Here is a 13,303-nt window from a genome sequence, read left to right as displayed (position 1 = left end):
ATAAATCTTAAAATCTATTCAGATTCCAGCTGTTTGATGTAGTCATCAATATTGGCCTTGACCTCTGGATCTAATTCAGGCTCGTCAATATCCTTATAAGCCGTTAAAGTATCGTGCAAGATTTTGGCAACCAAATACCTAGCGGTCGGTTTATCATCTGATGGAATGGCATACCAAGGTGCATACGGTTTTGAGGTTCTATTGATAGCATCCTCATAACATTCCTGATACTGACTCCAAAGTTTGCGCTCTTCTAGATCACCAGGAGAAAATTTCCAGTTTTTATTCTTTTTATGAAGTCGGCGAAGCAATCGGTTTTTTTGCTCATCTTTAGAAATATGCAGGAAAAATTTGAAAATTATGGTTCCGTTTTCAGCAATATGCTTTTCAAAATTATTGATTTGCTCAAATCGTTTTTCCCAAAACTCTTCATTAACATCTTCTACAGAAGTCACATCAGGCAAGTTTTCGCCTAAAATGTAATTAGGATGTACTCTCGTGACCAATACGTTTTCATAATGGGTTCTATTGAAAATGGAAAACTTTCCACGTTCTGGCAAGGCAATATAATGTCGCCACAAATAATCATGTCGCAACTCGAGTTTGGTTGGCACCTTAAAACTATGAACTACAACACCTCGTGAATTAAAATCCTTAAACACTTCTCGTATCAAACTATCTTTCCCAGCAGTATCCATGCCTTGAATACAAATCAGAACGGCATATTTTCCATGGGCATACATGGTGTTTTGAAAATCACCAAGGTCTTCCCTAACCGCTCGTAACTCTTTTTCGATTCGCTTATGATTCGCTTCCAAATCTAATGTGGTCGAAATATCGCTAAGCTTAATTGCTGATTTAATTTTAAAGTCTTCAATATTTACATCTTTCTTCATAACCGAATTTTATTTAGTAGCAAAAAGTTTGACATCGTTTTCACTTACTTCTTGTTCGCCAAGGATGATGAGACGTTCTACAACATTTCGCAGTTCACGAATGTTACCAGTCCAATCGTATTCTTTCAATAATTTTAAGGCTTTTTCTGAAAATTGTTTTGGTGCATTACCTTGTTCTTCAGCAATTTTTGCTGAAAAATGCTCTACTAATAACGGAATATCCTCGCGTCTATCGTTAAGCGCTGGTACTTCAATGAGAATCACTGCCAATCTATGGTACAAATCTTCTCGGAATCGACCTTCTTCAATTTCCTTTTTTAAATTCTTATTTGTAGCAGCCACAACGCGAACATCAACCTTGATATCCTTATCATTACCAACACGTTGAATTTTATTCTCTTGGAGTGCACGAAGTACTTTCGCTTGTGCTGAAAGACTCATATCACCAATTTCATCAAGAAAAATAGTACCTCCATTAGCGGCTTCAAATTTTCCTGCTCGATCTTTCACAGCACTGGTGAAAGCACCTTTTACATGACCGAACAGTTCACTCTCTATCAATTCAGCTGGAATAGCCGCACAATTCACTTCTACCATCGGACCTTTAGAGCGCGCGCTTTTTTGATGGAGCCAGTGTGCAACCAATTCCTTTCCTGTTCCATTCGGACCAGTAATCAAAACCCTTGCATCAGTAGCAGCAACTTTTTCGATCATATTTTTAATATGGGAAATCGCTTCGCTTTCACCAATCATTTCGTATTTCTTGCTCACTTTTTTCTTGAGCATCTTATTCTCAACAACCAGTGTTTTGGTGTCTAAGGCTATTCTTACCGTATTTAATAAACGATTTAAATCTGGTGGTTTTGAAATATAGTCGAAGGCGCCTAAACGCATCGTATTGACTGCTGTATCTAAATCGCCATGACCAGAAATCATGACCATCGGAACTTCGGGCTTGATCTTCTTAACGGCCTCCAGCACTTCGACACCATCCATTTTTGGCATTTTGATATCGCAAAGCACCAAATCGTAATCGTCTTTTTTTATTTTTTCGATTCCAACCAAACCATCTTCAGCTTCTTCAACTTGGTAGCTATCGCTCTCTTCCGTGAGGATTTTAACCAAAACCCTTCTGATAGCTGCTTCATCTTCAATTACTAAAATTTTTGACATATCTAAATTTTAAATTTTATTCCTGTTCTTAAGTAAAACGCATTCAAATCATCTAATTTAAAGACATCTTCCCGATCTGAATTTCGTAATACATTGTTCAACCTAAAGGTATAACCAGTATAGGTATATAATACTAAATTTTTTGTAAAGCAATATTCATAACCCAATCCGCCAACTACAATAGATAATGAAATATTGTCTACTTGTTTTCCATTCACCACTTGAGGTCTCTGCAAATGTGCAAAATAACCATCCAATCCCGCAAATGCTTGAATCATTTGCTTTTCATTAAAAAAATACTTCAAGTTAGATTTTGGGACACCAACATTAAAAGACCAATTTTCACTTAACTTTCTATAATAACTCACAAAAGGAAGTGGTATTGGAATACCAACTGTGGTGTTATATGTAAGTCCTAAAATTAATCGATATGGTCTTTTGGCTTTGGAATCATCAGTACGATCATTAATGGCATACACACCTCCATTCAAGAAAATATCATCAGAAGTGATTTTATTGGTCAATGTTGAAGCCAATCTAGGATTGAATTTCATTCCGAAGCGCCAAAACTCATTCGTTTTAAAGGTGTAACCAATATTTAAATCGATTATCGATATGGTTTCTAAAAGTGTGCGATCAAACGGATAGCTATCCTCTAGGTTCAGAATAACCCTATTGTATTCGGCACCAACCACCAAATAATCCTTGTCCTTAATCTTGATAGGATAATTTACTAAAGCACGTAAGCGTGTATATTGATCTCCTGAATTACTCTTCGGAATAAATGAATATTCCAGTCTAGCTAAGTCTGTCAATTGAGCTGACGCATTGAAAGCAAGTAAAAATAAACAAATTACAATTGAATAGTTACGCAACGCAATGACATTTAAAAGCTAAAAAATACGGATTCTTTTTGAAATAAGTTACTTAGACTTTTCAATAATGTGAATATCTCTTTGAGGAAATGGAATCGTAACATTATTTTCCCTGAAGAGTCGATCAATTTCAAATCTGATATCACTCTTTGGAAATACCGCCTTAAAACTGTCATTAATCGTAAATACCAGTTTAAAATTAAGAGAACTATCACCAAAATCTGTAAACAAAACGATTGGCTCAGGCTCACTTAAAACTTGAGGATGCGTACTCGCTGTTTGTAACAATAACTTCTTCACCAGTTGTACATCACTTCCATAGGCTACACCAACTTCAACACTTTCCCTAGTAAGGGTTCCATTTTGAGTCCAGTTATACAAACTGTTTTCTAGATATAAGTGATTAGGAAGCACCAACACTTTATTGTCAATAGTAACCGCTCTAGTCGTGCGTAATTTTATTTCTTCAACGCGACCGACTTTCCCTTCAATTTCGATAATATCGCCTACATGAACCGATTGGTCAATCAGAATAAAAACTCCCGAAATAATATCTTGAAATAAGGTCTGAAGAGCTAAACCAACACCTATTAACAATGCTGCTGAAGCTGCAAAAATACCAGTAACATTAACTCCTAATGCATGAAAGGTCAAGAGTATAATGATGACATAAATAAGCCATCTCGCATAACTAAAAATGACCTTAAACTTCTTTTTGTCATCATAGGGCATTTTTCGCGTTATCAGTTTCCTCAGCACGCCCAATACAATACTCACTAATATCAGAACTATGATCAAAATGAGTATATCCATTATACTCACAGAGATATGCTCGGTAAGTTTATAGGACTTATTTAAAAATTTAAGCAACTCTTTCATACTAATACTTCATCCACTTATATAATTCCTTATAGGTTGGTTTCTTTCCATACATCAAAATACCAACACGATAAATTTTGGCTGCGAACCAAACCGTGAACATAAAAGTACCAACAAGAATTAAAAAAGACAAACCTTGTTGCCATAGTGGTACTCCAAAAGGAATTCTCATTAACATTACCACAGGTGACGTAAAAGGTATAAATGAAAATACTGTTGAAACCGTTCCATGTGGATCTTCAATTACTGTGAATACACCAACATAAACTGCCAAAATCAATGGCATGATAATAGGCATCATAAACTGTTGCGTATCGGTTTCGTTATCTACTGCTGCACCGACAGCTGCATACAAAGAACTGTACAATAAATAGCCTCCTATAAAAAACAAGATAAAAGCTACGATTAAATTCGTCATTGGTAAATTAAAAAACGATTGCATGGCAAGTTGGATCTCATTTGCGACTTCAGGATTTTGCATCGCTTGATTCATCATATCTTGCTGAGGCGTCTGCATTTCAGCCATATTGATTCCAAATATGGAAGAAAGAACCGTAACAAGAATACCTCCTAAAATCACCCAAATAGCAAACTGGGTAATTCCTGCCAATGAGGTTCCAATGATTTTACCCATCATTAATTGAATTGGTTTGACCGAGGAAATGATTACCTCAATAATCCTACTTGTTTTCTCTTCAATAATGCTTCGCATGATCATATTTCCATAAATAATAATGAACATAAATAGAAGGTATCCTGCAGCTCCACCAAAAGCCAATTTTAAGTAACTATCTATTTTTGATGTGGTCTCACCCGAAAATGTTTCTTGGGCAATATTGACATTGGTTTTGGCAGCTTCAATTTTAGAAACATCAACACCATCGAAGCGCAATTTTGTATCTGATAGCTTTTTTTCAATTTTTCGCTCTAAACCTGAAATGATCGATAGCGAAGGAGATTCTTCAGAATAAAATCTTACTTGAGGCAAGACATTAATAATATCATCTGTCCGCTCTATATGTAGTAAACCATACTCTTCCTTTTCTTGAACCAGTTTTTTGGCAGATTCCAAATCGACATTTTGCAAAACGGTATAGGTAGTATGTTCTGTATTTTCAAACACATCAGCTAAAATCCCAGAGTCGTCCAGAACTGTAATATGGCGTTCCTTATCATTATTAAGCTGGGATAAATACGCTACCAAAGCTATCAAAGCTACCATGATTAAAGGACTTACAAAGGTCATGATGATGAACGATTTGTTTTTAACCTTTGTTAAATATTCTCTTTTGATAATAAGTGGCAAATGGTTCATCTTAATTGTTTTTTACAGTTTGAATAAAAATATCATTAGCACTAGGAATAACTTCCACAAAATGATGCACCTCAGCTTTTGAAGTTAAAAATGACAATAAATCATTTGAAGTTTCATCAGGACTCAACTTGATATTAAGTTTTACATCATCATTGAGGTTTTTGAAAGTTGCTGGCAACACATTGAATTTTTCCTTAATGGCCTGCGTTACTTGCTCAACTTCATTAGTTTGCAAACCAACTTCGAAAGTATTGGTTTTAAACTCACGTTTAATATCGGTTAATTTACCATCTAAAATCTTATTGGACTTATGAATCAAAGCGATATGATCACACAGTTCTTCTACGGATTCCATGCGATGTGTTGAAAAAATCACTGTGGCACCTTCATCTCTTAACTGAAGGATTTCATCTTTAATCAAATTGGCATTTATAGGATCAAAGCCTGAAAAAGGTTCATCAAAAATCAATAGTTTAGGTTGATGCAAAACCGTGACAATGAACTGTATTTTTTGTGCTTGGCCCTTACTGAGTTCCTGGATCTTTTTATTCCACCAATCTCCAATATCCAATTTATCAAACCAATATTTCAATCGCTTTTTGGCATCTTCTTTAGAAAGTCCTTTTAACTGTGCGAGATACAAAGCCTGTTCACCAACTTTCATCGATTTGTATAATCCGCGTTCTTCAGGAAGATAGCCAATGTTTTGGATATGCTCAGGCTTTAAAGGTTCTCCATCTAGAAAAACATGTCCAGAATCAGGCATTGTGATTTGGTTTACAATACGTATCAATGTTGTCTTTCCTGCACCATTTGGACCTAATAATCCGAAAATACTTCCCTTAGGAACAGAAACCGATACCGAGTTCAGCGCTTTAAACTGACCAAAACTTTTGGTTAACGATTCAGCGACCAGCAGGTTATCCATAAATTTAATTTGTAAGGTTAATTCTTTAGACCTGTAAAGATATAAATGATCGAATTGAAAATTTAGTTTATACCACTAAATTTTGAAATTTAAGCTAATAATCTGCAATCAAAAGTGAAATAGAAAACTATTAAAAACAAAACCCACCCTTAAATAAATTAAGGATGGGAAAAAATTGCTATGAAAAAGAAAAATTACCACTAAAGTAAATTAGTGATATTCAAATATAGTGTTTTTTATTAAATAAGACTTTGTTATGAAAACATATCTTTGACTTTTTCAAAAAAGGATTTATCACCACTTTCAGGTTTAGGCTCAAAATGCTCATCATTTCGCATACTTTCAAAAAAGTCTTTCTGTTGTTTACTAAGCGTTTTCGGTGTCCAAACATTGACATGTACAAGTAAATCTCCTGTTCCATACCCATTGATACTAGGTATCCCTTTCCCTCTTAAACGCAAAATCTTACCAGATTGCACACCAGGTTCAATCTTGATTCGAACTTTACCTGTAACTGTGTCAATTTCTTTTGAAGTTCCCAATACAGCATCTGGCAAGCTTACATACAAATCGAAATGCAGGTTATCACCTTCACGTTTCAAAGTTTGGTGTTCCTTTTCCTCAATAACCACCAAAAGATCTCCAGAAATACCATTACCAGGAGCTTCGTTTCCTTTTCCCGTAACTTTTAATTGCATACCGTCAACAACACCTGCAGGGATTTTAACTGAAACCGTTTCTTCCTGAACTTTTAATCCGTGTGCATCAGCATCACTAGGCTTCTTATCAATACTTTGACCTGCACCACCACAGCTAGGACAAGTAGAAGCCGTTTGCATACGACCTAAAATAGTATTTGTTATTTTAGTAACCTGTCCTGTACCATTACAAGTACTACAAGTTTTATAAGTCGTTCCAGGCGCTTGAACTTTACGTTTAACCTTTATTTTCTTTTCAACACCGTTGGCTACTTCTTCAAGAGTGAGCGTAACTCTTATTCGCAAGTTACTTCCTTTGACGCGTCTTTGGCCTCCACCACCAAAGCCACCTCCGAAACCAGAGAATCCTCCACCTCCAAAAGCACCTCCAAAAATGTCTCCAAACTGACTGAATATGTCGTCCATATTCATGCCTCCACCACCAAAGCCACCAGCTCCTTCGAAAGCTTGATGACCAAATTGATCATAACGTGCTTTCTTATCGGCATTACTTAAAACCTCGTAGGCTTCTGCAGCTTCCTTAAATTTTGCTTCAGCATTTTTATCATCAGGATTTTTATCGGGATGGTATTTAATAGCCATTTTCCGATAGGCCTTTTTGATCTCTGCTGGAGAGGCATTTTTATCAATTCCTAATATCTCGTAATAATCTCGTTTTGCCATCTTTTAATTCCTAATTAATCGAATTCAATTTCTAGATCTGAATCAATTACTGACCTATAACCACTTTAGGGAAACGTATAACTTTTTCTCCTAGTTTGTATCCTTTTTCAACTACATCGACAATCTTACCTTTTAAATCCTCACTAGGTGCAGGAATTTGGGTAATTGCCTCATGTATGTCTGCATTGAAATCGTCACCAGCCTCAACTTCCATTTTAGACAGTCCTTTTTGACTCAATGTCGTCAATAACTTATTGTAAATCAATAAAACACCCTTTCTTAACTCTTCCGCTTCCTTGTCCTCTTCAATGTGTGTCAAAGCACGTTCGAAATCATCTAGAATAGGCAGCATAGCCAACATTACGTCTTCACTGGCTGTTTTGAAGAGCTCAATACGTTCTTTAGCTGTACGTCTTTTATAATTTTCAAATTCAGCAAAAAGACGTAAAAACTTTTCCTTCTCTTTGTCTAAATTCTCTTTTAATTGTTCTTCAACAGAAACTTCCGATTCTTGGTTTTCATTTACAGTTGTATCAGTATCTTTTTCGATAACTTCTTTTTCATTTACAACTTGATCTTTATCTTTTTTGCCCATTATCTTGGTAATATTTATAAATCTTCGATTTAAACTTGGCAAAAGTACTGCCATTATTATTAAAATGTCAAAATGTCACCAAAAAATTTTTTTCCATTTGAAGAGTGTAACAAATTCATTATTTTTGTTAGACTACATATAAACCAAAAAACTTTAATACTATGAAAAAAACGTTCAATCTATTTATGGCTTTCACCCTTTTAGTAGTTATTAGCTCTTGTAAGGATAAAGCAAATGAAGCTAACACCAGTGATGCTGAAGCAGCTGCAGTTAGCGAAAGTAATTCACAAAAATATGCTGTAAATACTTCTGAATCTGTAATTGAATGGAAAGGTTTCAAACCAACGGGAACACATAATGGAAAGTTAATGCTTGATAATGGGATTTTTCAAACTTCAGATGGAAAATTACAAAGTGGTACTTTCTTGATTGACATGAATTCGATTACGGTTGAGGATTTAGAGGCTGGAAACGGTAAAGAAGATCTAGAAGCCCATTTAAAAGGAACTGTTGAAGGTAAGCAAGATCATTTCTTTGATACTGCTAAATTTCCAACAGCAGCCTTTGAAATTACAGGAACAGAATCGATGGCTGCAGGTAAAACCACGCTTTCCGGAAATTTAACCGTAAAAGGTCAGAAGCATAATATTTCATTTCCTGTGACAATCACAAATTCTGGTGATGATATGCTTATTGAAAGTGAACCATTTACCATTGACAGAACGAAATGGAATGTCAATTATGGATCAAAATCTATTTTTGATAATTTAGGCGATAAGTTTATTAATGACGATATTGAGCTTAAGATTAGCATAAAAGCTAAAAAAGCCTAGATTAATAGCATCCTAAAAAAATTATTTTTTACCATCCTTTAAACGGGATGGTTTTTTTATGCCAATAAATCTTCCAATGCTGGTTCTAGGTGGTGATATTCAAAATCAAATCCCTTGCTTTCCGTCTTAGAGGAACTGACTCGCTGACTTTCAAATAAAAGAATGTGCATTTCGCCTAAAACCAATTTCATAGCAAACTTCGGAATATTAGGCAATATCAAAGGTTTTTTCAGTACTTTGGCAACAGTTTTTGTTAGCTCTGAATTAGATACAGGATTTGGTGCAACACCATTGTAAATACCACCAAGTTTGTTTTCCGCTAAAAAGAAAAAGAGTTTTGCTAGATCGTCAATATGAATCCAGGATTGCCATTGCTCTCCCGTTCCAAAGGCAGCTCCAACTCCATAACGAACTGGTTTAACAATCTGCGGAAGCGCACCTCCTTTATCTGACAATACCAAACCTACTCTTATTTTAGAGACTGTAATTCCAAGTTGCTCAAATCGGTTTACGGCATTTTCCCATTGTTGGACCACAGTCCCTAAAAATGAGTCTGAAACACCTTCGAATGATTCCTCATAATAATTTGTTTGCGAATCTGGATACACACCTATGGCACTAGCTGACACAATTTGTTGCACAGGAAACTTGTGCTTTTGGATCACATCATAAAGTAATTGAGCGGTTTCGGTTCTACTGGAAAGTATGACTTTTTTATAATCTGAAGTCCATCTTTTAGAGATAGTTGCTCCAGCTAAATTGATTATGGTGTCAACCCCATCAAAACAATTGAGATCAATTTCTTTTGTTTTTGGGTTCCAATAAAAGCCTTTGTAATATGCTTGGTTTTCTAATTTATGTTTAGACGTTGTAAGGTAATGAACAGGTATATTTTCCTGTTTACATACGTTTACAATCTCCTGACCAATAAGACCTGTCGCACCTGTAATTAAAACCCTCTTCATAATGATATAAAATTAAAGAAAGTCTGTTGCAGTAACTAATATTTATGAAGGGTTTAACGTTTGATTGCCCTAAGCATATGGCGCTTACCTGGAGGTCCTTTTAAACGTTCAATTTCAAAACCAACAGAAGTCAATGCTCGCTTTACGCTGCCTTTAGCTGAATAGGTTACCAACACACCATCAGGCTTTAAGGTTTTGAACATTTTTTCAAACATTTCTTCAGTCCATAATTCGGGTTGAACCCTAGCGCCAAAAGCATCGTAGTAAATAACATCGTAGCGTTCGGATTCAGAAATTTTGTCAAAGGTCTTTTGTTGTTTGGTTAATAAAAAGTTATTAGTAATTTGTTGTTTGGTTTCCCAAGGCACTTCATGTAATACATTGAATATGGCAGCATCTAAATTTAAAGCCTCAATGTAATTGAGTTGTTCTAATTCTGAATGGGAAACAGGATAGGCTTCAACTCCTGTGTAATCAACCATAATATTTAACGCCTCAGATTCCTTGAGTGACAAAATCGCATTTAAACCTGTTCCGAAGCCTACTTCCAAAACAGAAATAGGATTCTGGGCATTATGAAATTCTGTATAATAAAAAAGCAATCCATGTTTGATATAGACATGGATTGCTTCGTTTATGGAACCATGAACAGAATGGTATTGCTCGTTCCATTCTTCAATTTGAATGGTTTTGGAGCCATCTGCCGTGGTTATGATTTTTCGCTTCAAAACACTTACTTAATAAGTAGTTTTTTAATTTTAGGAATTGGACCTGTACATTCCGTTTTGTGACATGACAAACACATATTGATAGCCTCATTGTAGCGACCTACCAATAAAGAGTCTTTAACCCCTTCTTCAAAAACAGCTTTTTGTGCCTCAATGAATTTTCCAGAATAATGATCGAACGTTTGGGTTCTGGATTTATTTTCAGAAAATTCAGCCGAATGGATTTTTAGAAACTCTTCCGGAAACTCACTAGTGACCTCTCCTTTTTGAACTTCGGCTTTAAGTTGCATATTATAGGCATGCATTCCTTTCATCAATGAAGCCATTTCAGAAGATTGGTACACCTCATATTTTGAGGTACCATCAACAATGCTAACTTCTTTCTCCTTTTTAGTTTCAGGGTGTTGCTGACAACCTAAAGTTATAGCACACACTAAAATTAGGGCAAGTTGTTTTAACATGATTATTCCTTTAAAAGGACACCATCAGCGAGAAAAGAATAGGTCTTTTTAGGTTCCGTTATCTTAGCGATTTCCTCTTCAGATTGACCAGCATCTTCAGCATAGTGACGTTGTTCGTCAACAGAAACTTCGTTAACGTAAGCTTTTCCATTCATCACAACCTCTCTACCAGCTATGTCTTTTGGCATGAAGAAACCGTAATCTTTAAACTTAACCATCACCTGTTCTCCATTTTCAAGATCAACTTTCATCCAACATCCTTTTGCTTGGCAAACCTCATCAACTTTAGCAATCATTTTGGCGTCAATAGAATCACCAACGGTCATTTTCTCATAGTGTGTCGCCATACGCTTTGCGGTTAAGGCATCAGCTGGAGAAATTTCCATACCAAATGAGCTATAAGCTAACTCTTGACTTTCAGTAGAAGCCATTTCAGTTTCGTTAGTTTCCTCAGCTTGCTTAGATTCATTTTTACAAGAAAACATAAGACTTACAAGCAAAATTGCTAAAAGATATTTTTTCATAATTTATAGTGAAATTTTAAAATTTTTATAGCTGTAAAGATACGAAATTTTTAGCTAAATTTTAAGTTTTTTATACTGGTTAAAATGAGTAGTTTTGCAAAAGCTAAAATTCATATAATGACAAAACTTTCAACTTACGAAATCGATATAGTAAAATCAGAAACTTCTAAAATTGATCAAGTAGATTTTAACAATCTAGTCTTCGGTAGAACATTTACAGATCACATGTTTTATTGTGATTATGTAAATGGTGAATGGCAACAACCAAAAATTGTACCTTATGGACCAATGACCATTGAACCATCTGCTAGAGTATTCCATTATGGTCAAGCTGTTTTTGAAGGCATGAAAGCTTATAAAGATGATGACGGAAACGTATTTTTATTCCGACCAGACCAGAATTTCAAGCGTATTAACAAATCGGCTAAACGTTTAGCTATTCCTGAGTTTCCTGAAAATTATTTTTTTGAGGGACTTTCAACTCTTTTAAATTTGGACAAGTCTTGGATCAAGCCTGGCTTAGGAAACTCTTTATATTTAAGACCTTTTGTATTTGCTACGGAAGCAGCTATTTCTGCCTCTCCAGCAAACACCTATCGCTTTATGATCATCTGTTCTCCTGCCAAAGCTTATTACACCGATAGAGTTCGTGTCTTATTTGCTGAAAAATATAGTCGATCAGCTAATGGAGGTGTTGGTTTTGCTAAAGCTGCCGGTAATTACGCTGCACAATTCTATCCAACATCATTGGCACAGAAAAAAGGCTTTCAGCAAGTTATATGGACGGATGCGAGCACACATAAATACTTAGAAGAAGCTGGTACTATGAACATCTTCTTTAGAATAGGTGACAAACTAATTACAGCTCCAAATAACGATCGAATTTTGGATGGTGTCACAAGAAAAAGTGTCATTCAACTTGCAGAAGATCTAGGAATTGAATGTGATGTAAGACGTGTTAGTGTTAAAGAAATCAAGGAAGCTGCTCAAAATGGAACTTTGAAGGAAATTTTTGGAGCTGGTACTGCTGCAGTTATCAGTCCGATATCAGCTTTTGAACACGGAGGAGATGTGTTTGAGATTCCAGAAGTAGACGATTCTTATGCGACATTATTCAAAACACGTTTGTTGAATATACAACACAATTTAGCCGAGGACAAACACGGTTGGAGATATGAAGTTTTATAGAAAAAGAGGCCTTGAGCCTCTTTTTTTTATGATTTCAGTATTTTTTCAATATTGGGTTTGAAATAGTTGGGCCCTTTTAACACCTTGCCATCTTCTCTGTAGATTGGCTCTCCATCTTCACCTAATTTACTCATGTTACTGCGTTGTATCTCATCGAACACCTCTTCTATTTTGTATTGTAAGCCATGTTCGATAATGGTGCCACATAAAATATAAAGCATGTCACCCAAAGCATCAGCCACTTCAACCAAATCATTATCGTTGGCAGCTTCAAGATATTCTTCATTTTCTTCTCTCATTAACTTATACCGCAACATATTTTTTTCAATGCCTAAATCTGCTTTCGGTGATTCTCTATGACCTATTTTAAAAGCTGTATGGAATGCTTTTACTGCTTCAATTTTAGTTTTCATGCTTTAAATTTAAATCGGTTGTTTTTATTTAATATCTAGGAGATACTGTTTTGTTTTTTTAGTATGAATAGATATTCATTACTTTTGCATAAAAGTAAGTATATGTTTAGTAACGGTCAATTGATTTTCGGGATTTTATTCGCAATAG

General features: G+C 35.4%; 15 protein-coding genes. 2 read left to right on the top strand and 13 right to left on the bottom strand.

Annotation, left to right across the window (positions count from 1 at the left end; genetic code table 11):
* Positions 1-14: 14 nt before the first annotated feature.
* The 8 genes from AB9K26_RS06775 to AB9K26_RS06740 form a co-directional block, all read right to left on the bottom strand.
* Positions 15-896 carry a PPK2 family polyphosphate kinase gene (locus AB9K26_RS06775; RefSeq protein WP_369971783.1) on the bottom strand — a complete coding sequence of 294 codons (882 nt, stop codon included), beginning with the start codon at positions 894-896 and terminating at the stop codon, positions 15-17.
* Positions 897-905: 9 nt separating this feature from the next.
* Positions 906-2,069 carry a sigma-54-dependent transcriptional regulator gene (locus tag AB9K26_RS06770; RefSeq protein ID WP_369971782.1) on the bottom strand — a complete coding sequence of 388 codons (1,164 nt, stop codon included), beginning with the start codon at positions 2,067-2,069 and terminating at the stop codon, positions 906-908.
* A gap of 2 nt (positions 2,070-2,071) precedes the next feature.
* A complete protein-coding gene (locus AB9K26_RS06765) occupies positions 2,072-2,944 on the bottom strand; it encodes a DUF6268 family outer membrane beta-barrel protein (RefSeq protein WP_369971781.1) in 873 nt (290 codons plus the stop codon).
* A 48-nt stretch (positions 2,945-2,992) separates the two neighbouring features.
* Positions 2,993-3,823, bottom strand: coding sequence for a mechanosensitive ion channel family protein (locus AB9K26_RS06760; RefSeq protein ID WP_369971780.1), 831 nt, complete (start codon positions 3,821-3,823; stop codon positions 2,993-2,995).
* A 1-nt stretch (position 3,824) separates the two neighbouring features.
* On the bottom strand, positions 3,825-5,138 hold the full coding sequence (locus AB9K26_RS06755) for an ABC transporter permease (protein WP_369971779.1): 1,314 nt from the start codon (positions 5,136-5,138) through the stop codon (positions 3,825-3,827).
* A gap of 1 nt (position 5,139) precedes the next feature.
* Positions 5,140-6,066, bottom strand: a complete 927-nt coding sequence (locus AB9K26_RS06750) for an ABC transporter ATP-binding protein (protein ID WP_369971778.1) — start codon at positions 6,064-6,066, stop codon at positions 5,140-5,142.
* 254 nt (positions 6,067-6,320) lie between these two features.
* Entirely contained in the window at positions 6,321-7,448 is a 1,128-nt protein-coding gene (gene dnaJ / locus AB9K26_RS06745; protein WP_369971777.1) for a molecular chaperone DnaJ, read from the bottom strand.
* 46 nt (positions 7,449-7,494) lie between these two features.
* Positions 7,495-8,043, bottom strand: coding sequence for a nucleotide exchange factor GrpE (locus AB9K26_RS06740; RefSeq protein WP_369971776.1), 549 nt, complete (start codon positions 8,041-8,043; stop codon positions 7,495-7,497).
* A 161-nt stretch (positions 8,044-8,204) separates the two neighbouring features.
* Between AB9K26_RS06740 and AB9K26_RS06735 the strand changes: the two genes are divergently transcribed.
* Positions 8,205-8,876 carry a YceI family protein gene (locus AB9K26_RS06735; protein ID WP_369971775.1) on the top strand — a complete coding sequence of 224 codons (672 nt, stop codon included), beginning with the start codon at positions 8,205-8,207 and terminating at the stop codon, positions 8,874-8,876.
* Positions 8,877-8,932: 56 nt separating this feature from the next.
* Here AB9K26_RS06735 and AB9K26_RS06730 read toward each other — a convergent pair whose 3' ends face one another.
* The 4 genes from AB9K26_RS06730 to AB9K26_RS06715 are packed head-to-tail and all read right to left on the bottom strand — an operon-like array spanning position 8,933 to position 11,554.
* Positions 8,933-9,841, bottom strand: a complete 909-nt coding sequence (locus AB9K26_RS06730; protein ID WP_369971774.1) for a TIGR01777 family oxidoreductase — start codon at positions 9,839-9,841, stop codon at positions 8,933-8,935.
* A 53-nt stretch (positions 9,842-9,894) separates the two neighbouring features.
* Positions 9,895-10,569 carry a tRNA (5-methylaminomethyl-2-thiouridine)(34)-methyltransferase MnmD gene (gene mnmD, locus AB9K26_RS06725; RefSeq protein ID WP_369971773.1) on the bottom strand — a complete coding sequence of 225 codons (675 nt, stop codon included), beginning with the start codon at positions 10,567-10,569 and terminating at the stop codon, positions 9,895-9,897.
* A 5-nt stretch (positions 10,570-10,574) separates the two neighbouring features.
* Complete coding sequence (locus AB9K26_RS06720) at positions 10,575-11,030, bottom strand: hypothetical protein (protein WP_369971772.1); 456 nt, start codon at positions 11,028-11,030, stop codon at positions 10,575-10,577.
* A 2-nt stretch (positions 11,031-11,032) separates the two neighbouring features.
* Positions 11,033-11,554, bottom strand: a complete 522-nt coding sequence (locus AB9K26_RS06715) for a DUF4920 domain-containing protein (protein ID WP_369971771.1) — start codon at positions 11,552-11,554, stop codon at positions 11,033-11,035.
* Between the two features lie 117 nt (positions 11,555-11,671).
* Between AB9K26_RS06715 and AB9K26_RS06710 the strand changes: the two genes are divergently transcribed.
* Positions 11,672-12,742, top strand: a complete 1,071-nt coding sequence (locus AB9K26_RS06710) for a branched-chain amino acid aminotransferase (RefSeq protein WP_369971770.1) — start codon at positions 11,672-11,674, stop codon at positions 12,740-12,742.
* Between the two features lie 26 nt (positions 12,743-12,768).
* On the opposite strand, the gene AB9K26_RS06705 is transcribed toward AB9K26_RS06710, so the two are convergent.
* The gene (locus AB9K26_RS06705) at positions 12,769-13,155 is read right to left on the bottom strand and encodes a hypothetical protein (RefSeq protein WP_369971769.1); all 387 of its coding nucleotides are present in this window, start codon (positions 13,153-13,155) and stop codon (positions 12,769-12,771) included.
* Positions 13,156-13,303 lie beyond the last annotated feature (148 nt).

Source organism: Psychroserpens sp. XS_ASV72, assembly GCF_041224425.1.
In the GTDB taxonomy this organism is placed as follows: Bacteria; Bacteroidota; Bacteroidia; order Flavobacteriales; family Flavobacteriaceae; genus Psychroserpens.
This window is presented reverse-complemented; position numbering and strand designations above follow the sequence as displayed.

Bases quoted from the DNA above. Each gene is read 5' to 3' on its own strand.
- AB9K26_RS06775 (WP_369971783.1), bottom strand. From the start codon at position 896: ATGAAGAAAGATGTAAATATTGAAGACTTTAAAATTAAATCAGCAATT.
- AB9K26_RS06770 (WP_369971782.1), bottom strand. From the start codon at position 2,069: ATGTCAAAAATTTTAGTAATTGAAGATGAAGCAGCTATCAGAAGGGTT.
- AB9K26_RS06760 (WP_369971780.1), bottom strand. From the start codon at position 3,823: ATGAAAGAGTTGCTTAAATTTTTAAATAAGTCCTATAAACTTACCGAG.
- AB9K26_RS06755 (WP_369971779.1), bottom strand. From the start codon at position 5,138: ATGAACCATTTGCCACTTATTATCAAAAGAGAATATTTAACAAAGGTT.
- AB9K26_RS06750 (WP_369971778.1), bottom strand. From the start codon at position 6,066: ATGGATAACCTGCTGGTCGCTGAATCGTTAACCAAAAGTTTTGGTCAG.
- dnaJ (WP_369971777.1), bottom strand. From the start codon at position 7,448: ATGGCAAAACGAGATTATTACGAGATATTAGGAATTGATAAAAATGCC.
- AB9K26_RS06740 (WP_369971776.1), bottom strand. From the start codon at position 8,043: ATGGGCAAAAAAGATAAAGATCAAGTTGTAAATGAAAAAGAAGTTATC.
- AB9K26_RS06735 (WP_369971775.1), top strand. From the start codon at position 8,205: ATGAAAAAAACGTTCAATCTATTTATGGCTTTCACCCTTTTAGTAGTT.
- AB9K26_RS06730 (WP_369971774.1), bottom strand. From the start codon at position 9,841: ATGAAGAGGGTTTTAATTACAGGTGCGACAGGTCTTATTGGTCAGGAG.
- AB9K26_RS06720 (WP_369971772.1), bottom strand. From the start codon at position 11,030: ATGTTAAAACAACTTGCCCTAATTTTAGTGTGTGCTATAACTTTAGGT.
- AB9K26_RS06715 (WP_369971771.1), bottom strand. From the start codon at position 11,554: ATGAAAAAATATCTTTTAGCAATTTTGCTTGTAAGTCTTATGTTTTCT.
- AB9K26_RS06710 (WP_369971770.1), top strand. From the start codon at position 11,672: ATGACAAAACTTTCAACTTACGAAATCGATATAGTAAAATCAGAAACT.
- AB9K26_RS06705 (WP_369971769.1), bottom strand. From the start codon at position 13,155: ATGAAAACTAAAATTGAAGCAGTAAAAGCATTCCATACAGCTTTTAAA.